This is a genomic window from Flavobacterium sp. ALD4 (assembly GCF_002836475.1).
Classification (GTDB): Bacteria; Bacteroidota; Bacteroidia; order Flavobacteriales; family Flavobacteriaceae; genus Flavobacterium.
This window is the reverse complement of sequence record NZ_PJBJ01000024.1, coordinates 108410-129148: the sequence shown is the minus strand read 5'-3', so window position 1 is coordinate 129148 and position 20739 is coordinate 108410. Positions and strand designations below refer to the sequence as shown.

Sequence of the window (20739 nt, the reverse complement as noted above, 5' to 3'; positions counted from 1 at the left end):
TTTATTTTTTATTTCGAATTGCAAATATAAATTTTTTATCGTTCGCAATCGTTTATTTTTTGTTTAAGTCATAAAAGGCTTTATCAAAACGTAAATTAATCATTAAATCCTTTGTAGCACCTTTAGCCCCGTGCGACTTAATAGTGAAAGAAAATCAAAAAAAATCTATTTTTATATTTCTATCGGACTGGCATTGGTTAAGATTGTTTAAATCCAAATTTAAAATAACATATGCCTTTAGATCATTTGTTTTTAATACCTGATTATTTTCTTGATTTGTACGCCTTAAGGTATTCTCCTTTAGGAGCTCCATCATCAAAAGAACTAAATTCCAATAGTGCTCTAACTCCTTGACGTGCGTACTCATTAGTGAAATTCTCATATTCGATACGATACAAAGCGGAGTACATTTCAGCCCTTCCCATACCGTGATAACAATGGCTAAGCACCGGATAATTATCGGTATTGCTCATTATTTTTGTAAAGGTTTCTATATATTTTTCGTTTGGAATCTGTTCTGATGGGTTACTAAAGTAATTAACCCCCTTAATTTTTGCGACAGCGTTCTTTTCTGCCTGAATTGCTCCAATTTTTTCAGGGTTTAAGGCCAAGTCATTAGTCCCATGTATACGCAAGTCCACAATAGATTTGATGTGGTATTTCTTAACATAACTTTCGATTTCATCTGGAGGAACAACTCCCTATTTATAGACTTTTCATTCCGTGATAGTCTCAAAATTATGATTGATATTCATGTCATAAACGTATTTACCTAAGAACACTAAGAGTAGCGCAAACATCGAAAATCCAATTATTTTCTTATTCTTTTTCATTCGTGAACTGTAAATTCGGAATTGTAAATTTAGTGAATTTTAACTACTTCGCCTAACGCTTTTTGTCAATCATCTAATTCACGTAATCTTGAATAACAGACTTGAAGTTTAATTCAATCACATCCAAAGCTGGATTTCTGTTTCATACCAAATTTTTTTACCATCAGCTGTCCTATTGGCCCTAAAAGCCAAGTGTTTTTCCCCGTCAAAATTGGAGCTGTACTTGCGTGTGATAAACGGATAGGAAGTCCAGGTTGAATCAATGGCACTTACCCTATATCTCGAGGTCTAGTGTCGTCCACAACTGCCAGTACTTTTTTGCCAGCCTTGTGTTTGATAATGCCATTTAAGATTACAGTAATGATGATAATTACGGCTCCTACATAAAAGGAGAAGCTCATTTTTTCTTTTCCGCCAATAATAAAATAGGCTAAAACAATTCCGTAAACTGGTTCTAAGTTGGTAGTCAGCATCACCGTATAGGGAGTCAATTTTTTCATTACTTTTACAGAAGCCGTAAAAGCATAAGCCGTGCAAATAGAAGCTAAAATCAACATCAGAATCCAGTTATTAATACTTAGCGCAAAGAAGTCTGCGGTAAATTTATTTTGGTATAAAAAATAAATAGATATAAAAAAAACACCTGCAATGAACTCATAAAAGGAGATAACGGTAGCGTCATGGTTTTGAATTAATTTGCCATTCATAAGGGTAAACAACACCCCTAATATAATCGAAACCAAAGCATACAACATTCCGTTCAGATAATTCACCTCCACCTGCATAATCATCCCTAATCCAGCTATTATTATGAGTCCAAAGAAAACTTCGTACCACAATACTTTTCGGCCGTAAAAAAGTGGCTCTAATATGGAGGCAAAAAAAGCACCCAAGGAAAAAACAGAAAGAGTGATAGAAACATTAGAAACATGGATAGCATGAAAAAAAGTAACCCAATGCATCGCGATCAGGAATCCTACAAAAATTAATGTGAAAAAGGACTTTAAGGGAATTCTAAACGTTTTTTTCTTAAAAAGAATAAAGACGAACAGGAAAACCGCTGCCAAGAGCATGCGGTACCAAACAATAGCATCAGCAGTAATTGTAATTAAAGCCCCTAAAACGGCCGTAAAACCCCAAATAAAGACAATTAGATGTAGGTTGATATAACTTTTTAATTTATCGTTTTGCATTGCGAAGTAAAAAAATTGCTAATATTCCAAAAATAATATTTGGAATCCATACCGCCAGCAGCGGCGGAAATGTAGACTTTTCGGCTAATACACCAAATATTTTATCAAAAAACACGTAGCCAAAAGCAATAGCAATACCAATAGTCAAATTCATTCCCATACCTCCCCTCCTTTTCTTGTAGGATACTGACACGGCGATTATTGTTAATATAAATGCTGAAACAGGCACGCTGTACTTTTTATACAAGACCACCATATAAATATTGATATTGGAAGAGCCTCGTTTTTTTTCTTTGTCTATAAACTCATACAATTTATCTAAACTCAAGGTTTCTGCGATATAAATTACCGGAGTCAAATCTTCGAGATCAAAACTGAATTTAGCCTTTTTTTCTGGCAATTTTTCAATCTTATCCCCTAATTCCCCTACCGTTCTTTTAGAATAATCATACATCGTATAGGTGCTATCCTGCGGGTTCCATTTTATTCTACTCGCAGTGATTTTAGAAACTAGTTTCTCTTTATCAAATTTTTCTAATGCGAAATTAAAAGCCACTTTAGAAACACTATTGAAACTGTTCACATACAGAAATTCATTATCGTTTATCTGTCGGTATACGTCTGTATTACCTTCTCTCATGGCCTCGGGACCATTTCCTTTTAGATACGTATACCTGAAATTATTAAAGCCTTCACTAGATGCTGGGACCACATAAAACCCCATAATCAATACAAAAACCGATATAAGCGAAGCCCCGATAATATAGGGTCTCAAAAAACGTGTAAAAGAAATTCCTGAACTTAAAATGGCGATGATTTCTGTATTATTAGCCAGTTTTGAGGTGAACCAAATAATCGATAAAAATAGAAATATCGGGAATAAAGAATTGGCAAAATAAATCGTAAAATGATAATAGTATATAGCAATATTCCACAAGGGAACTTTGTTTTCAATCATCTTATTCACCTTCTCTGAGACGTCAATAACAATCCCGATAGGGATAAACATACCCAACATGGCCGCAAAAGTGGCCAGGTATCTTTTCAGAATATATTTATCAATTATTGAAAGCATAAAGACTAATTTAAATATGCTACCCCGGGCAGCGCCCACTAGATAGTAGTAAAATAATAACCGAAGATTAACAGATTCTAAAAGTCATTTTTCAATCTGTTAATCTGTGGCAAATTATGGAAGCAGTCCTTCGAATAATTAAATCTAAAAAGATTAAATCAATTTATCGTTTAACTGTTTATTTGTCTGACCAATGAAACAGTATTATAGTCTCTGGTTCATGTTACGTACCATCATTTCCTTCCAAGTTCTAAAATCGCCTGCTAAGATATGTTTTCTGGCCTCACGAACCAACCACATATAAAACCCAAGATTATGGATGGTGGCAATTTGTTTTCCCAGGTATTCATTAGCCGCAAACAAGTGGCGCAAATACGCTTTCGTATACTCCGTATCCACATAAGTGATTGCCATTTCGTCAATAGGAGAAAAATCATCCGCCCATTTTTTGTTTTTGATGTTAATCGTTCCGTTAGCCGTAAACAACATTCCGTTTCTGGCATTACGTGTAGGCATCACACAGTCAAACATGTCAACGCCCAAGGCTATGTTTTCCAAAATATTTATCGGAGTTCCCACACCCATAAGGTAACGCGGCTTATCTTCCGGCAAAATTTCACAAACTATTTCAGTCATTGCGTACATTTCTTCTGCAGGCTCCCCTACTGAAAGTCCTCCAATGGCGTTTCCTACTTGGTTACTGTTGGCAATATATTCCGCTGATTGCTGACGCAGATCTTTATAACAGCTTCCCTGTACAATAGGGAAAAAGGCTTGGTCGTACCCGTATTTTACAGGCACTGTTTCCAAATGATTCACACATCGGTCTAACCAACGGTGTGTCATTTTCATCGAGCGCTGCGCGTAACGGTAATCACAAGGATACGGAGTACATTCATCAAATGCCATGATAATATCGGCACCTATGGTACGCTGAATTTCCATCACATTCTCCGGTGTAAAAAAGTGGAACGAACCGTCAATATGCGATTTGAACTTCACCCCTTCTTCCTTGATTTTTCGGTTTGCTGATAGTGAATATACTTGGTACCCACCAGAATCAGTCAAAATATTACGATCCCAATTCATGAATTTATGCAAACCACCCGCTTTCTCAAGGATCTCCATTTGTGGGCGTAAATATAAATGATAGGTGTTTCCCAGAATAATATCTGGATTTATATCTTCTTTCAATTCCCTTTGGTGCACCCCTTTTACTGAGGCTACAGTACCCACAGGCATAAAAATAGGTGTTTCAATAACACCGTGATCAGTGGTAATGCTTCCCGCTCTAGCTTTGGACTGCGGGTCTTTTTTCAATAAATCAAACTTCATTCTATATACTTTGTTATTTTTTAAATACCTTCTAATTCAAGGTTTTACGTTTTATATATTTCTACTTTTTCTTCATTTTTAACCCTTATTGTTTCACACTTGCTTCACACTTTTAAGAAATAGTAGTATATTAGACAATGCTTTTTTCAATAAACAAATGCAAATATACTACTAAAGAGTTTAAAAATCATATTCACTAAAAAGTATGTTACTGATGAATCAGGGACATTAGCAATTCAATCTATTGTCAACAGAAAGAAAACCAAAAAATCTATGAAGATTAAGGTGATTCATGACCATTTCAATTGGTATTTTATTGAAGAGTTGAATGGATTCAAAAAAAACCCTCACTTTAATCATAATGAAATTAATAGCAGGATTAAAGAAGAGTTAAAAAAGTTTGGTGTTGTTGATGAAAATGAAGATACTAACGACAACTCTAACCAATCTTATCTTGAGTGGTATGAATATGTAAATAAAACCTGCAGTATAAGTTAAGCTACATTTTTGTAATTAATTTGATTGTTAAATTCTTTAATAGTCGCATAATTCAAAGCAGAATGTCTTTTTTTCTGTTGTACCAAATTTCAATGTATTCAAAGATTTCCAGTTTCATTTGTTCTTTAGAAATCCGTTTATTCCCATAAATCAATTCCGTTTTCAAAGATTTGAAGAAGCTTTCCGCCACAGCATTATCCCAGCAATTTCTTTTACGACTCATACTGCGGCTTACTTTTTTTTATAGGAATCAAGAACATTTACAAACTTTTTACTGGCATATTGGACCCCTCTGTCAGAATGAAAAATCAAACCTTCACCAATATCTCGGTTTTTAACCGCCATTTTCCAAGCTCCAAGTGTAGTTTATTCGATACTCATTTTGTCACTCAACTCCAACCGATAATTTTTCTGTCGTATACATCCATAATAGTGGTCAGGTATACAAATCCCTCTTTAGTTTGAAGATATGTAATATCCGAAACCCAAAATTTTGAAGGCATTTTTACAACAAACTCTCTGTTTAACACATTTTCGACAACTAAGTAATTATGATTTGAGTTGGTTGTAACTTTGAACTTCTTGCTTAATTTGCTTCGTAAGCCAAGTTCTTTCATATATTTTGCAACTGTAATTCTACAAATTTCATAACCTAGGCTCTGAAGTTCAAATGTTATTCTAGGACTTCCATACCTTTGTTTGGATTCGAAATAAATCAATGTTATTTGTTTTTTTATGGCGATTTTTCGTTGCAACCTAGCCGTTATTTTTTGTTTTTTCCAACGGTAATAACTTCCACTGCTAACCAATAGAACTTTGCACATTTTTTCAATCGGGAATAGTTGTTCATTGTTTTTAATAAAACTATAAATCATCGACCGCTCTTGGAAAAAATGTCGATTGCTTTTTTTAATATATCTCGCTATAACTCGGCATCTTTGAGTTTTTTCTCTAATTCATGGATTTTTTCTTGCCCGGGAGTTGGTTTTAAATTTCCTTTCACAGGAAAACTTCCTTCTCCAAACTCCTCTAACTCTTTACACCATTTATACAACTGTGGTGCTGCGACTCCCATCTCTCTGGCGAGTTCTGATATATTTGTTCTCTCATAACTCAATTGCACGGCTTTTTCTTTAAAAGATTTGTCATAAATTGTGCGGACTTGTTTCATAGATTAAAATTAAGATCATTTCTTAACTTTCTGTGATGGCTAAGTTAGCATATCCACTATACGGAAAAAGGAGAAAAACTTCTTACAGACTTTAATCACAATAAAAAAGGTGTTATCGTAGATAATTTACTTGTAACATTTATCTACTCTACAATACGACAATTTTTTTTACAAAACACAAAAAAAACAACGTTCAGGACGTTTTCTTTTCTTTCGTGAGATATTAATTTAGTGCTACTTTTTATTCCTTCGAGTCATCCATTTTTCTATTTCTACTGCACAGAAAACGATACTTGATGCGAGAATTGTTATTATTAATTCAAAAACAGTGAGTGGCTGGGTTTTGAAAATGACATTAAAAAAAGGAGTGTAAATAATCATCATTTGAAGGGCAACGGTAAGAAGTAAAGCACCCAAAAGCGCCTTATTAGAAAAGACTCCGATCTTAAAAAGGGATTCCCGCTCTGAGCGAATCGCCATTACGTGTCCCATCTGACTGAAGCACAGAACTGTAAAGGCCATTGTTTGCCAATGAGAAACTCCGCTTTCTATAGCCCAGGCCTGCATTCCAAGAGTTACTGCTCCCATTAAAAAACCGACCCATAAAATGTGCAATGCCATGCCATCAGCAAAAACACTTTGCTTCGGATTTCTTGGAGGTCGCTTCATAATATTTGCTTCGGCAGGTTCAGATGCAAGTGCTAATCCTGGTAAACCATCCGTGACAAGATTTATCCAGAGAATGTGTATCGCTAGCAAAGGAATTGGCAATCCGAAAAGTGGAGCAAGTAAAACCGCCCATATTTCACCTGAATTCCCAGTCAGTATATACTTGATAAATTTCAAAATATTGTCAAATATTCTCCGTCCGTATTTAACTGCAACGACTATGGTGGCAAAATTATCGTCAAGTAGTATCATGTGCGACGCTTCTTTGGAAACTTCGGTTCCGTTAATGCCCATAGCTATGCCGATATCGGCATTTTTAAGAGCGGGAGCGTCATTTACACCATCACCAGTCATAGCTACAAATTGGCCATTACTTTGCAGAGCTTTAATAATTTTTAATTTCTGTTCAGGATCTACTCTTGCGTAGACGCGAACCTTTTCAACAATAGTCGCAAACTCTTTTTCTGATAAAGTAGCAAGTTCTGAACCGTCTAAGACTAAATCCTCCATCGAAGTGAGTATTCCCAGTTGTTTTGCAATGGACTTTGCGGTTAGTTTGTGGTCTCCCGTAATCATTATTGGAATAATTCCCGCTTGTTTACACTCGGTAACCGCCTGTTTGGCTTCCTCCCTTGGTGGATCTATCATTCCTGCAAAACCGATCAAAGTTAATGACGATTCTATTTCATCTACATTCAGTGGGTAATGCAAAGTATCGAGTTTTCTTGAAGCATATCCGATCACTCGATAGCCTTTCTCGGCCATTTCATTTACTGTCGATTCAAATTCAGCAATAAATGGTTTTTGATTATCGACTAACTTGTGTAACAATATATCTACTGCACCTTTGGTAATAGAAATTATGCCGTTTTCGGTTTGATGCAAAGTAGTCATGCACTTTCTTTTTGAGTCAAACGGCAATTCTGCTATTCTTGAGAATTTTTTCTCTAGTTCAATTTTTTTATTATTCTTATTGAAAGCATATTGAGCCAGCGCTACTTCAGTAGAGTCGCCCAGCCACTTTCCATCTTTACTATGCGAAACATTATTATTCAAAGCCATCATTTGAAGCAAATCTTCATTTTGGAAAAAAAATGATTTTGTACTTATCCTTGGAGCTTCATAAATTTCCTGTACAGTCATTTTATTCATCGTAAGCGTCCCTGTTTTATCCGAGCAAATGTAATTGACCGAACCAAGGGTTTCAACGGCAGGAAGTTTGCGTATAATGGCGTTGTTTTTAGCTAACCGTTTGGCGCCAAATGCAAGTGCAATAGTTACTAATGCTGGCAATGCTTCTGGAATAGCTGCAACTGCCAATGATATGGAGATTAATATCATCTCTAAAAGAGCTTCACCACGTAACCAGCCAAAAACAAAAATCATGACGCAGATGATGAGAATAACAACTGATAATCGTTTCCCGAAAGCGGTTAATCTCTTTTGCAAGGGGGTCGCCATTTCATCAGTTTGAATCATTTTAGCAATCTTGCCTAATTCGGTGTTCATTCCGGTAGCCGTTACGTAGGCAGTGCCGCGACCGTTTGTGACAAAAGTTCCCTTGAATCCCATATTTATCCGGTCTCCAAGGTTGTACTCTGCCATGGGAAGTTTGTCACTATTTTTTTGGACATTGTTTGATTCGCCAGTGAGTGCCGACTCATCCATTTTCATTTGGTTGGTTTCTATGAAGCGAACATCAGCAGGGACAATATTTCCAGTTTCAAGCAAAATAACATCTCCGGGTACCAATTTTGATGCAGGAATTTCAATGGTATTGCCACCACGTAAAACAAGGGCACAGTTTGAGGACATCTTTTTCAAGGCTTCCATCGCTTTTTCTGCTCGATACTCTTGCATAAATCCCATAATAGTATTAATAATAATTATGGAGAGAATTATTATAGTGTCAGTTACATCTCCAATAATTCCTGAGATGGCAGCTGCCGCGATAAGAATAAGGATCATGAAATCCCCCAGCTGTTGAAGTAGCATTTGTAGAATAGTCTTCTTTTTTTTGTCTTTTATCTGATTTTTCCCATATTCAATCAAGCGTTGCGAAGCAATTATGTCGTCAAGGCCCGACGGGCTTGTATTTAAAAGCCCGGATATTTCAGAAAGTGGAAGCAAGTGCCAATTCATCTCTATAATTTTTTATATCATCATTTACCTTCAAAAACGAACAACTTTGCAAGCACATACAGTAAATAGATAATTATAAGAATTACCGCTTCAATTCTGGATATTCCCCTTTTGCTTGCTAGAAAGAGCAACACCAATAATGTTATCACAAACAAAAAAGGCAAATCGAAGTTTAGCAAATTATCTTCCATCGAAATTTTAGTGATTGACCCTGCGATACCAATTGGCACAAGGATATCAAAAATATTACTCCCAATAATATTTCCAAAAGACATACCAGGTGATTTTCTCAAAATTGCGCCAATGGATACTGATAGTTCTGGTAGACTTGTACCCAGGCCAATAATCACAATCCCGATAAATGATTGTGCAACTCCCCATTTATCAGCAAAATACATTGCTTTGGTAACTACAAAATGAGATGATATAATAAGCAAAGCAAAACCAAACACAAGGAATACAGCCAACATTATTGGTTTATAATGTTGTATCACCATATTTCTTTTAGAATTCTTAGAGGCAGTTTTCCATAAGACTACATAATGAATTAAGTATGAAGTTAGTAATATAAATCCATCATTTCTTGAAATATCGCCGTCAAATGAAATGGCAAACAATAGTAACATAGAGGATATTAATGCAATGCTGTTGCGAATCAATTCCTTTTTAGTAGTAGTTAAATTTAAAAACAAACCAGATAAACCAAGAACAATACTTATTTGACTTATGGAACTCCCTATAGAATTTCCAGTAATGATTCCCGAGGATTCAATTCCTTTTAGCTGCATAAGTGCTGCGTCAATTGAAATAAAAACTTCCGGCAAATCTGTTCCAATAGATAAAATTGCAAGTCCTACAAAAGCATGTGAAAGATTAAAGCGATTGGCTATGCCAATGGCACTTTTAACAACCCATTTAGTTCCTACCCACAATCCAATTAACCCTAATATGAAAATAAATCCGTGTATCATTTGAATTTTATTTTACGATTGCAAAATTATCTTGAAAATTTTGTTTTATGGTTAACTATTGTTCTTTGTAGCCAATGGCATTAATAATTATTTATAAAGGGCAATTTCCCACCATAAAGACAACAGTAATGACAAGTGCATCCAGAATCGGTTATTAATTAATTCTCTTTAATAATACGAACATAGCAGTTACGCATTACAAAAGAATAATACCCATGAAAATCTTTCCCTAGTTCAGATTATCAGTCATTATACCATCTTTCTTTGAGCGCCGGATTCCAGTTACAATAATTACTGTTGTAGCATATAGGAATGATGGTGATTTCAATTCTTATTTGATTACGTGGTAATAGCATATCTTACTTTTTAATTTCATAAAATTATTTGGCTGGGATAGTAAGTAATGGAATTAAAATGTGACAGGCCGTTTTTTTTGTTACGCTTTTATGAAATACATGTTGCCATATTCCTTTTCTTTTTACGGGATTCAGTACCAAGATATCCGTTTTATCAACCATTATTTGATCTAAAAGCGCTTTTGAGATATCCTTTCCAAGAACATGATGATAGGAGAAGGGAATTTCGTTATATTGCAACTCAATTGTTTTTTTGTACTTTCCTAGTTCTTCTTCTGCAGTGGAAATATTTTTTTTATCATCGATATGTAGGATGTTGAGTTTTGATTTAAAGAGATTGTTTAGTTCCAATATGTATTGGATAACTTTTTTATCCTTTTTACCATAGTTTGTTGCGTAGGTGATTTGTTTAGGCATTTTAAATTTGTATTCATTGGGAATAGCTAGAACAGGACATGGGGCTTTAGTCATTACCTCAGCGGTAAAACTTCCTATCAATATTTCTTTTATACTACTAGCTCCTTGTGTTCCCATTACGATTAAGTCAATTTTCTTTTTCTTGCAAAATTCAGCCAATTTGATGGTTATCGGACCACGGTCAACATAAACGGAGATGGAAATGTCTTTACTAGACTTTAAAATAACATCTCTGATTTTAGCAATTCGATTAGTTAATTTTTTTTCCATTTCTAGATTTTCCTTATCACTTTGAGCAAGTGGGTAAAAACCACTTTCAAAAGGAATAAAGGTATGATATAAAATAATTGAGGCATCAAAAAGTGAGGCGAGGTTTACAGCATAACGAATAGCATAATCGGCTGGAATCGAAAAATCAGTTGGAACAAGTATCGTTTTTATCAAAGTCATAATGGTTTTTTAATTATCGGATTACTATTTCATAAATACACTTTTCACCATAACAGGGTTATGATTAACATTTTTTTTTCATCGAGTGCTAAATCCTATAGTTTAGTTATTTTTTTTTACTAATTTACTATCCTTTCGGTTTTGCATCTCATATAAATTTTATTTAAAAAAGAATAGTCTTGTTGAGACATTAAGGTTATTTGTGATTTAGTAAGCCGAACCTTTTGATTATTTTTAAATAGAAACTTGTCATTCGAATATACGACTTATTTACTTGATTATATGCTATTTATATTTTTTAGATCTAATTTATTGCTAGTTTTGTCGAACAAAAATAGATTTAAATGATTTTGTGAAATTATTCAACTCACACGATTTTAAGATTTTGTATGACTCAAGAAAAAAGGGTATCTTCATGGTATAATTAATAGGCGGTCAGCCATTTCAAAAAAGGCGTCTTCTAGCGCAAACAGTTTAAACGAAAATAGGCTTTGAAATTTTGTTTCGGATATAAATGAGAATGCCATTTAAATACAGATTATTGCATGTTGAAAGTCAAATTATTGATGGTCCAGATAAAAAAAAACTAAAAAGGAGTTGTACTTTTGTATTCGATTAGTTTCTCCAAAACCTATTTTTTTTCTACTATATTCATCACACTTGATATTTAAAAAATCCAGAAATAAACTAGATTGTAGACAAGGCCGAAAGCACAGAATTATCATTTTTTTTAATATTTTTAGTATTTAAAAAAATGCTAAATTGCATAAAAAGTAAAAAATGAGCATATTTAATTTTGACAGGACATCTAAAATATAAAAACCATTATCATCGCAATTATTCTTTTGGCATTTACCATTGCCGGTATTGCAATCAAGATATTGGTAAAAAAAGAAGGCAGGTTTTCCGGAGGTAGCGAGGGCTTTGTCGTTATAGTTTATTTTGGCTTCCAATTTTCTTTCTGAGTTTTCTTTCTCATCTGGATTATCAATACCGCCTTTCCAATTTTCATTTTCTTTTTTTCCTTTTGCTTTGAGCCCTCCACCCAGTTCAACTATATAATTAGCTACTACTTTGCTGCCAAGAAAAGTGGACAGGACATATACCTAGTATCCCTGGGCGATGGCATTAAAATCAAGTTTAATCCCCGGTTTTGCCTTTATTATTTTTTTGGCTTCAAGTTTCAACATTCTGTAGCCAACAAGCTGTAGAGAATGTCAATTTTTTGAATGATTGTTAACAATTAATTAATTTTGTACAATAATACTTTTTTCTACTGCTTACACATCTTAAATAAGTTATTACTCCAATAATTAATCCAACCCAAAATGCAATGAAGGCAAATTTCATGTATGTTTTCTTTTCCATTTTATAAAGTTTTAAAACGGCTTAACTTTAAAACGTTAAGCCGTTTTATTAATAATATTAAAGATGTGTTAGTCAATTTGCTTCACACCTACTTTACACTTAAACTTTTTAACTTATATAAAGTGCTTATAATCAGTATCTTATTAAATAATAATGATATAATAAATCAAACTTCATAATACCATTTTTTTACCGATTGTTCGGCGGGCAAAAATAGGTTAATTTGAAACCAGCATCAAATAAATGTTTTTCTACAAATAAAATAAAAAAGCGTCTCGAAAGCGATTGGGATGACAACCAAAATTCAATTACATTTCAGGAAGAAAACCATAGAATCAGATCAATTAAAAAATTAATTACCATTTGGGAATTCCACTTTAATAACGGTTTCAAAAGCATTTTTTTATCTAAAATCAAGAACTTTAAATTTTAAATCATCTGGGCGTCCCTTTCGCCAAAAATGCGGTCAGTCTCTTCGCTATATTCCCGATAAGAAAAACTACGGCTAAAAAAAGTATTGTTGGAATTGTTGGAAAAGGAAAAAATTACATTGATGTGAATTGCGTAAATGATGAAATAGAAGAAAAAAAAATATATATGCCATTAATATTTTCGATTCTTCCAATAATATTAATTATATCATTCATACAAAAAAGAAAAAAAACCGAAAAAGAAAAACTGAACGGCTAACAGAGGTTTTGCCAGATTTAGGTATTCGGCTTAATTTAATTATGGTTTTGTACTTGAATTAAAAGTATTTAACCGAAAGATAAAGCTGAATTTAATCCCAAAACCCGAGCAAAGCCGCGGGGACGTTGTGCATAATCAAATATGAAATCAAACAAATGAATCCTGAATTAAATTTATTACTAACAAGCGATAGTATAAGTATAAACGACGACGTTAATTCTCCTCACAAACGGTTAATGAACTAGACTACAAAATAGAGTCCTAAATAGAATCGCTATGCCACACATTTCTTAGTAAACGAAACTGATTTGCGTGATATTCAGGAATTATTAAAGCGCAATAGTAATAAAACTCACACCAAGTTAAGTACCAAAAGCACTCCGCAAATAAAAAGTTATTGTGATGATTTGTACTAAAAGGATTATTTATATATTTGGCAAGGCTATACTATTCAATAACGATTACAGACAGCCTAACAATAATTATAGATCCTTAACGATAGTAAATTTTTCAATTTTTTAAAAATAAATCTTATGAAACCCAAACAATTTCTTCTTTTGATATTATTTATTTCTACTTCGCTTTTTGCGCAAAGCACAGCACCTCAATTAGATAAAATCAAGCAGCAAGATCTAAAAGATGATTTATATGAACTCGCTGGTGACGCCTTTCGGGGAAGAAGAGGAGGAGAACTTGGCGAAATGCGAGCTTCTGTTTGGGTGGCTCAAAAGGCCCGTGAAGCTGGCCTTAAACCTGCAGGCGAAGATGGAACCTATTTCCAGTTCTTTAATCTCAAACGCAGCCGTGTAGCCACTACTAGTACTGTTAGTGTAAATGGTAAAGCACTTGATCTTTGGGAAGAGATTTGGCCAACTAATTTGGTTGACACTACCCTAGAAGGATCCGTAGTTTGGTTGGATAAAATGCCGGACAATACTGTCGATCTGAAAGGCAAAATTGTAGCTATGAATATTATGCCACCTACTCCCATTACTCCAAGCTGGGTGAGCCTCTGGCAATATCGTTATACCGCTTCTGCTATGGGTCAGAAGGGAAGAGAACTCCTCAGCCATGGTGTTGCAGCTATCATTTTTGTTGCTGATGATACTGTAGAATCGCTTATTTCATTTACGGGATTTCATTATGAAGAAGGAAGTTATGGAATTGAAGATGGCAAATCAGCTACTGCAGCTACGGTACCAATTATCTTGGCAAGTAAGCAGTTAAAGAATACATTTTCAAAACAAGGCGCTTATTTAAAAACTAATTTGAAGGTAGAGAATTTTGACTACCCTTCTGTAAATGTTATTGCAAAGGTTGATGGAACTGATCCTAAACTGAAAGAGGAATATGTGTTATTTAGCGGTCACCAGGACCATGACGGAGTAGGACCTGCTGTTAACGGTGATCCTATCTGGAACGGTGCTGATGATAACGCATCAGTTACGGTAGCGATGCTTGCAATAGGGAGTGCGTGGAGTACACAACCCGCTAAGCGATCGGCTTTATTTGTTTGGCACGGATCTGAGGAAAGGGGATTATTGGGTTCTCGCTATTTTGTTAGCCATCCCACCGTTGAACTGTCTTCCATAACTGCTGTTTTAAATGGCGATATGATAGGACGCAATGCACCTGATTCTGCGGCGCTATTAGGCGCAACAGAACCTCATCTTAATTCTTCTGAGCTAGTAGCTATCACTTTAGCTGCTAATAAAAGTATTGCCAACTTCAAAGTAGATACTTCCTGGGATGCTGCAGATCACCCAGAGAATTGGTACGGCCGAAGCGATCATCTTCCCTATGCTCAAGCTAATGTACCGGCAATCTTTTTTACCACCTTATTGCACCCTGACTACCATACTCCTTTCGATAGCCCAGATAAAATTGACTATCTAAAACTGACTAAGATGACAAAGTGGATCTATGAAACCGGATGGAGAGTTGCTCAAAGTGCCGAACGTCCTGCTTTAACTACTGAAATAAAAAAATAAAAAATAACTAACTATTATGTTCTTAATAGACAAGCCATTTGTTTCTGATTTCCTTATCGAAACAATAAAAGAGAATAATTATAAAATAATTGCAACCAAAGCAGCCAAAGAATTGGTGAAAGATGATGCTTTGGCATGGATAGCCGAAGAGGAAGCAATCAGTTTATTAAAAAACAATCCACAAGTTTCTCTTTATAGCAATTCAGAGAACGCATTATCTTGGATCGATCAAAACTATGGAGAAAGTGAATTATCAAGTCAATTACAAGTTTTAAAAAATAAAGTAAAGTTTAGAGAACTTATAAAAGAGTTATTTCCCGACTTTTATTTCAAGCAAATACGTATTGAAGAAATCCAACGATTGTCTAATAATGAAATACGTTACCCATTTGTGATTAAACCTGCTGTTGGTTTCTTTAGTATAGGAGTTCATATCGTAGAAAATGAAAAAGACTGGATAAAAGCTAAAAATGAGTTACAACCTGATAAACTTAAAAGTATATTTCCTGAAAATGTATTAAACACAAGTAATTTTATTATCGAAGAATTTATTCGAGGAGAAGAATATGCAATCGATTATTATTACGACAATAATGGAGATGCTGTTTTGTTAAACGTTTTACATCACCTCTTCTCTTCCGGAACAGATACAAGTGATCGAGTTTATTCAACATCCAAAGCAATTATTGAAAAGTATAAAATTGATCTTGAATATTTTTTAAGTAAAATTGGTAAAGAGTTACATTTAAAAAATTTCCCGGCTCATGCAGAAGTCCGCATAGATGAAAATGGGAAAATCACCCCTATCGAAGTAAACCCTTTACGCTTCGGTGGATTTTGCACTACGGCTGACCTTATGGGAGTCACTTTAGGATTTAATGAATACAAATGCTTTTGTGAAAACAAAAAACCGGACTGGGATACTATATTTAAAGGAAAAGAGAATAAAATATTTAGTGTCATTATTTTAGATAATAATTCGGGAATAATCCCTTCGGATATTTTAAGATTTAACTATTCCGATCTTGCTAAAGATTTTGAAAAACCGATATTAATTAGAGAATTAGATATAAATAAATATCCGGTATTTGGATTTGCTTTTATTGAAACTGCTGCCAGCAATACAAAAGAATTAACTGATATTCTGACCTCTGATTTAAGAAAATATATAGTGCCAAAACAAGGAAAATTGTAACGCTCAAAAAACTTTTTTTATTAGCTAGATCAATTATTAACTCAATGTCCTTGTTTTCCTTTATAAAATCAGAAAGAAAATAAGACATTATATATTTCCCTGTTTAAACTACCAGTCAATTGCCCTTTATATTCCATCGTTTTGTAATTAATGGCATACACTTGACTGGTATATGTTCTGCTACTGCTGTAATCTCTCGACCAACCACATCATTGTGTAATCTCAAACTGGTCTTGAAAATTATTTAGCTCAATACAAGTAGCAGTCCATGTTAAGTGCAACGCTTCCGAAGACTATGAAGTGCTATGTGTTTTCACAATTTCCATTACCATCCGAAGTTGATTTAAGTCATTATTCATAAATATAATTTATGTTTTACATTATAAATATATATAAAAAACCATGAATTAAGATTCATAGTTTTGTCAGATAAAAAACAAAAGACAAAAACAACAGTCGCAAAAAGTGATGAAATAAATCCCGAGATAGTGGGTGCCCCATGAGAAATCATTTTATGCAGCTACACCCCATTAGGTATTGTTTTATTACTGGTACAAATAGATTTGAAGCTTAAAATAATGATTGGATTCTATTAGATATCGTAAAAGAAGATAATAAAATGCTAGTAAAAAACACAGCCCCTAAAATCGCTGTCGAACCAGCGGACTATTTTACACATTATTGTTTTAATTCCTATCCTCATTCAGTCAAAAAAACTGCTCACCACAACCCAAAGACAAACAACAAACCATGAATCAAAGAATTCTAATTAAAAATACAACGATTGTAAATGAAGGAACATCATTTATTGCAGATGTGCTAATAGCGGACGGAGTTATTCGCCAGATAGGTACTATTGAAATTGATTCTACGTATAACGTGATTGACGGAACCGGTAAGTACTTATTACCTGGAATTATTGACGGACAAGTTCATTTTAGAGACCCCGGGCTTACACACAAAGGTGATTTATACACAGAAAGTAAAGCTGCTATAGCAGGTGGAGTGACTTCTTTTATAGATATGCCAAATACGATTCCGAATATTTTGACCTTAGAAAGCCTAAAAGAAAAGTACGCTATTGCATCAAAAAAGTCCTTAGCTAACTATTCGTTCTTCATGGGGGTAAATGGAGACAATATTGATGAAATTATAAAAACCGATACCAGTCAATTTATTGGGGTTTCTGATGACGGCTTGTACTTTACCAAAAAAGGAAACCTACTTGCTGATAATCCAGAAACAATGGAGAAATTATTTGCTAACTGCAAATCCATTATTGCCATTCATTCCGAAAAAGAAGAAATAATAGAAGTAAACGAACAGGCTTTTAGAGAGCAATATGGTGAAGATGTTCCAGCTAAATATCATCCAATTATTAGAAGTACCAAAGGCTGTTACGAAGCTACAAAACGTGCGATTGATTTGGCTAAAAAACACAACGCCCGATTACATATTCTACACTTAACTACAGAAGCAGAAACTCATCTGTTTCAGAATGACGTACCGCTACAAGAGAAAAAAATAACAACCGAAGTTTCGGTGCATCATCTTTGGTTTTCAGACAAAGATTATGACAGATTAGGGATGCTTATCAAGTGGAATCCTGCGATAAAAACGGAACAAGACAAAGAAGGCTTGTTAAAGGCACTACTTGACGATCGAATTGACATCATCACCACTGACCACGCACCTCATACTTTGGAGGAAAAGCAAAAATCTTATTTTCAATCTATGTCAGGTGCCCCAATGGTGCAGCACTCGCTCAATTGCATGTTAGAGTTTTGTAAACAAGAACTCATTTCATTAGAAAAAATAGTTGAAAAAATGTGCCATAATCCTGCTATACTCTATCGTATGACCAACAGAGGATTTATCCGAGAAGGCTATTTCGCAGACTTGACCTTGGTGGACTTCAATAGCCAATGGACAGTTGCTAAGGAAAACCTCTTGTACAAATGTGGTTGGTCACCATTAGAAGGTACCACTTTTAATACCAAAGTAATACAGACTTTTGTAAACGGAAAACTGGTTTACGACCACGGACAATTCCATGAAGGCACCTTCGGAATGGCAATAGACTTTGATAATAAAGAAGTCTAAAATGTCTATTATTTCAAAAGCAATCGAAATCTTAAATAACATAAATCTAACAGCAATACCAATAGATACCCTTTAGTGATTAACAGAAAATATTGACCATGCAAAAGCAATTCGCAAAATACTTCAGATATAAGAAAGGCTATTGTTTCATCCTTAAATAAGAAATATTCAATTCACTTGTCAATTACAAAAGATAATAAGTGAATTCCAAGATTTTGAGTTAGGAAAATCAGTTAATGATAGATTACAAAGAGCCACAAAATATCATAATCACCCCAAATTATATGAGTACCCTATTATTTACAAACAGAAGACTCTTAATCGCTACTAAGCACGAAAAGGAAAAAGTAATTGCTCCTTTACTAGAAAAAAGCCTTGGAGTAATCTGCTTTGTTAATGAAAATTTTGACACAGACCTATTAGGCACTTTTACAGGAGAAATTGAGCGAGAACTAGACCCGATAGCAACTGCGAGGCAAAAATGCCTTTTGGCAATGAAACTAAGCAACTGCGATTTAGGTGTAGCAAGTGAAGGTTCTTTTGGCTCTCACCCTTCCATATTTATTGCAAGTGCAGATGATGAGTTTTTAATATTTATCGATACAAAAAACAACTTGGAAATAATAGTCCGAGAACTAAGTATGGAAACCAATTTTAACGGAAGTGAAATTACGAATGAACAAGAACTATTGGACTTTGCTGAACTCGTACAGTTCCCTTCCCACGGATTAATCCTTCGTAAATCAAAATCAGAAAATAGTACTATAATCAAAGGTATTACAAACCTAAAAGATCTAAAAAACGCTTTTCATTTGTTACATGAAAAGTTTAACCAAATTTATGTTGAAACAGATATGCGTGCCATGTACAATCCTAGCCGGATGACTGTAATTCAAAACGCAACTAAAAAACTGGTTGCTAAGATAAATTCTTGTTGTCCTCAATGTACTATTCCAGGTTTTGGAATTACAGACGCTAAAAGAGGCTTAAAATGTAGCTTATGTGGTTCGGCCACCAATTCAACTTTAAGCTTCATTTATACATGCCAAGATTGTCAATACACCAAAGAAGAAATGCATCCACATAAAAAAACAACCGAAGACCCGATGTACTGTGACTATTGCAATCCATAAACTCTTTAAGAGCTTTCATGACGTAGCCAAGCTTAAAAACATAATTCTTGTTTCTCTTATTTATAGACTACTTTTTGAAAAAAATTATATAAACCTCATAATACTACGTCACTCTACTTACTTTAGTTTATAACTAAATCAAACAACCTCCTTCGATTAATTCTGATTATCTGCAACACCCCACATATCCAAACTTCTTAAAATATTTTCAAGCGATCTTCCTCTCTCCGTCAATTTGTATTCCACTTTGGGAGGAACCACAGGGAAAATTTTTCTAGAAATTAGACCGTCTTTTTCTAATTCTCTTACTGTTTGGGTAAACATCTTATTTGAAATACCGGAGATTTTATTTTGTAATAATCCAGAACGTAAACCGCCATCTAATAAGTGAAATAAAATTAAGGGTTTCCATTTAGTCCCTATTAAACTCATTGTATAATTGAGAGGACAATAATTTTTTTCGCTCATTTTTAATATTAATCAATTGATAATGTATATTTTACTCTTTTTAGTATGTATAACACTTTATAGTGCGTACTTGCTATTAAAACAAATATAATCTAATTTTGTAATCTAAGACAATAACACATGACAACTAAGACAAATTATCCAAAAGCATTTTCTCATATCGGAATCACAGTGCCTAATATAAAAGAAGCGGTTACCTTCTACTCGGAGGTAATGGGTTGGTACATTATTATGGAACCATCCATAGTAAAAAAAGAAAAGGAAACAGCTATTGGCCAAATGTGTATTGACGTTTTTGGAGAAGATTGGGAAGAATTTGAAATTGCGCATTTAGCCACTTCAGACGGTATAGGAATAGAACTATTTTCATTTCCACACGGAGTTAAGGAAGCGCCTGAATTCAATCCTTTCAATACGGGTCTTTTTCATTTTTGTATCCAAGATCCAAACATTGAAGACCTCATCGCTAAAATAGTATCTTATGGCGGAAAACAGCGAATGCCTATTCGGGAATATTATCCAAATGAGAAGCCTTTTAAAATGTGCTACGTAGAGGATCCCTTCGGAATTGTTTTCGAAATATACACACACAGTTATGAGCTAACCTATTCTTCAGGAGCCTACACAAAATAAATGAATAAGGTTCAATAAGCTCTATTGGACAATTAAAACCCAACTAAA

At 34.3% G+C, this 20739-nt stretch carries 18 protein-coding genes; 6 read left to right on the top strand and 12 right to left on the bottom strand.

The genetic code is table 11. The annotated features are described in order from the left end of the window. Window positions 1–263 precede the first annotated feature (263 nt). From CXF59_RS05150 to tgt, 4 genes are all read right to left on the bottom strand, one after another. Window positions 264–641, bottom strand: a complete 378-nt coding sequence (locus CXF59_RS05150) for a hypothetical protein (RefSeq protein WP_232758681.1) — start codon at window positions 639–641, stop codon at window positions 264–266. Window positions 642–1102: 461 nt separating this feature from the next. Continuing rightward, window positions 1103–2026: a DMT family transporter gene (locus CXF59_RS05145; RefSeq protein ID WP_101136736.1), complete on the bottom strand. Its 924-nt coding sequence runs from the start codon at window positions 2024–2026 to the stop codon at window positions 1103–1105. Further along, complete coding sequence (locus CXF59_RS05140; RefSeq protein ID WP_101136734.1) at window positions 2013–3101, bottom strand: LptF/LptG family permease; 1089 nt, start codon at window positions 3099–3101, stop codon at window positions 2013–2015. The genes CXF59_RS05145 and CXF59_RS05140 overlap by 14 nt, the downstream gene beginning before the upstream one ends. A 204-nt stretch (window positions 3102–3305) precedes the next feature. Next, window positions 3306–4436, bottom strand: coding sequence for a tRNA guanosine(34) transglycosylase Tgt (tgt, locus tag CXF59_RS05135; RefSeq protein WP_101136732.1), 1131 nt, complete (start codon window positions 4434–4436; stop codon window positions 3306–3308). A gap of 273 nt (window positions 4437–4709) precedes the next feature. On the opposite strand from tgt, the gene CXF59_RS05130 reads away from it, so the two are divergent. Continuing rightward, window positions 4710–4934, top strand: a complete 225-nt coding sequence (locus CXF59_RS05130; protein ID WP_101136730.1) for a hypothetical protein — start codon at window positions 4710–4712, stop codon at window positions 4932–4934. Window positions 4935–4986: 52 nt separating this feature from the next. Here the strand turns inward: CXF59_RS05130 and CXF59_RS15245 are convergent, their stop codons facing one another. The 7 genes from CXF59_RS15245 to CXF59_RS15675 all read right to left on the bottom strand — a co-directional run bounded on the left by CXF59_RS15245 (window position 4987) and on the right by CXF59_RS15675 (window position 12159). Beyond that, complete coding sequence (locus tag CXF59_RS15245; RefSeq protein WP_232758679.1) at window positions 4987–5157, bottom strand: IS3 family transposase; 171 nt, start codon at window positions 5155–5157, stop codon at window positions 4987–4989. A gap of 166 nt (window positions 5158–5323) precedes the next feature. Further along, on the bottom strand, window positions 5324–5848 hold the full coding sequence (locus CXF59_RS15240; RefSeq protein ID WP_304529136.1) for an IS3 family transposase: 525 nt from the start codon (window positions 5846–5848) through the stop codon (window positions 5324–5326). Between the two features lie 8 nt (window positions 5849–5856). Continuing rightward, window positions 5857–6105 (bottom strand): transposase, encoded by a 249-nt coding sequence (locus tag CXF59_RS15235; RefSeq protein WP_232758674.1) that lies wholly within the window; start codon window positions 6103–6105, stop codon window positions 5857–5859. A 234-nt stretch (window positions 6106–6339) separates the two neighbouring features. Then, window positions 6340–8916, bottom strand: coding sequence for a calcium-translocating P-type ATPase, PMCA-type (locus tag CXF59_RS05120; RefSeq protein WP_101136728.1), 2577 nt, complete (start codon window positions 8914–8916; stop codon window positions 6340–6342). Window positions 8917–8936: 20 nt separating this feature from the next. Continuing rightward, window positions 8937–9887, bottom strand: coding sequence for a calcium/sodium antiporter (locus CXF59_RS05115; RefSeq protein ID WP_101136727.1), 951 nt, complete (start codon window positions 9885–9887; stop codon window positions 8937–8939). Between the two features lie 380 nt (window positions 9888–10267). After that, a complete protein-coding gene (locus CXF59_RS05110) occupies window positions 10268–11110 on the bottom strand; it encodes a universal stress protein (protein ID WP_101136725.1) in 843 nt (280 codons plus the stop codon). Window positions 11111–11856: 746 nt separating this feature from the next. Continuing rightward, window positions 11857–12159 (bottom strand): hypothetical protein, encoded by a 303-nt coding sequence (locus tag CXF59_RS15675; RefSeq protein ID WP_369828531.1) that lies wholly within the window; start codon window positions 12157–12159, stop codon window positions 11857–11859. 1542 nt (window positions 12160–13701) lie between these two features. Here CXF59_RS15675 and CXF59_RS05095 point away from each other — a divergent pair. The 4 genes from CXF59_RS05095 (at window position 13702) to CXF59_RS05080 (ending at window position 19590) form a co-directional block, all read left to right on the top strand. Then, window positions 13702–15159: a M28 family peptidase gene (locus CXF59_RS05095; protein WP_101136719.1), complete on the top strand. Its 1458-nt coding sequence runs from the start codon at window positions 13702–13704 to the stop codon at window positions 15157–15159. 16 nt (window positions 15160–15175) lie between these two features. Further along, complete coding sequence (locus tag CXF59_RS05090) at window positions 15176–16354, top strand: ATP-grasp domain-containing protein (protein WP_101136717.1); 1179 nt, start codon at window positions 15176–15178, stop codon at window positions 16352–16354. A gap of 750 nt (window positions 16355–17104) precedes the next feature. Continuing rightward, window positions 17105–18457, top strand: coding sequence for a dihydroorotase (locus CXF59_RS05085; protein WP_101136715.1), 1353 nt, complete (start codon window positions 17105–17107; stop codon window positions 18455–18457). A 284-nt stretch (window positions 18458–18741) separates the two neighbouring features. Then, window positions 18742–19590 carry a DUF6671 family protein gene (locus CXF59_RS05080; RefSeq protein ID WP_101136776.1) on the top strand — a complete coding sequence of 283 codons (849 nt, stop codon included), beginning with the start codon at window positions 18742–18744 and terminating at the stop codon, window positions 19588–19590. A 156-nt stretch (window positions 19591–19746) separates the two neighbouring features. Here CXF59_RS05080 and CXF59_RS05075 read toward each other — a convergent pair whose 3' ends face one another. After that, on the bottom strand, window positions 19747–20058 hold the full coding sequence (locus CXF59_RS05075; RefSeq protein WP_101136713.1) for a helix-turn-helix domain-containing protein: 312 nt from the start codon (window positions 20056–20058) through the stop codon (window positions 19747–19749). A 120-nt stretch (window positions 20059–20178) separates the two neighbouring features. On the opposite strand from CXF59_RS05075, the gene CXF59_RS05070 reads away from it, so the two are divergent. Continuing rightward, entirely contained in the window at window positions 20179–20691 is a 513-nt protein-coding gene (locus CXF59_RS05070; protein ID WP_101136711.1) for a VOC family protein, read from the top strand. Window positions 20692–20739 lie beyond the last annotated feature (48 nt).

Bases quoted from the DNA above. Each gene is read 5' to 3' on its own strand.
- CXF59_RS15245 (WP_232758679.1), bottom strand. From the start codon at position 5,157: ATGAGTCGTAAAAGAAATTGCTGGGATAATGCTGTGGCGGAAAGCTTC.
- CXF59_RS05140 (WP_101136734.1), bottom strand. From the start codon at position 3,101: ATGCTTTCAATAATTGATAAATATATTCTGAAAAGATACCTGGCCACT.
- CXF59_RS05080 (WP_101136776.1), top strand. From the start codon at position 18,742: ATGAGTACCCTATTATTTACAAACAGAAGACTCTTAATCGCTACTAAG.
- CXF59_RS15235 (WP_232758674.1), bottom strand. From the start codon at position 6,105: ATGAAACAAGTCCGCACAATTTATGACAAATCTTTTAAAGAAAAAGCC.
- CXF59_RS05120 (WP_101136728.1), bottom strand. From the start codon at position 8,916: ATGAATTGGCACTTGCTTCCACTTTCTGAAATATCCGGGCTTTTAAAT.
- CXF59_RS05145 (WP_101136736.1), bottom strand. From the start codon at position 2,026: ATGCAAAACGATAAATTAAAAAGTTATATCAACCTACATCTAATTGTC.
- CXF59_RS05095 (WP_101136719.1), top strand. From the start codon at position 13,702: ATGAAACCCAAACAATTTCTTCTTTTGATATTATTTATTTCTACTTCG.
- CXF59_RS05130 (WP_101136730.1), top strand. From the start codon at position 4,710: ATGAAGATTAAGGTGATTCATGACCATTTCAATTGGTATTTTATTGAA.
- CXF59_RS05090 (WP_101136717.1), top strand. From the start codon at position 15,176: ATGTTCTTAATAGACAAGCCATTTGTTTCTGATTTCCTTATCGAAACA.
- CXF59_RS05115 (WP_101136727.1), bottom strand. From the start codon at position 9,887: ATGATACACGGATTTATTTTCATATTAGGGTTAATTGGATTGTGGGTA.
- CXF59_RS05075 (WP_101136713.1), bottom strand. From the start codon at position 20,058: ATGAGCGAAAAAAATTATTGTCCTCTCAATTATACAATGAGTTTAATA.
- CXF59_RS05110 (WP_101136725.1), bottom strand. From the start codon at position 11,110: ATGACTTTGATAAAAACGATACTTGTTCCAACTGATTTTTCGATTCCA.
- CXF59_RS05085 (WP_101136715.1), top strand. From the start codon at position 17,105: ATGAATCAAAGAATTCTAATTAAAAATACAACGATTGTAAATGAAGGA.
- CXF59_RS05070 (WP_101136711.1), top strand. From the start codon at position 20,179: ATGACAACTAAGACAAATTATCCAAAAGCATTTTCTCATATCGGAATC.
- tgt (WP_101136732.1), bottom strand. From the start codon at position 4,436: ATGAAGTTTGATTTATTGAAAAAAGACCCGCAGTCCAAAGCTAGAGCG.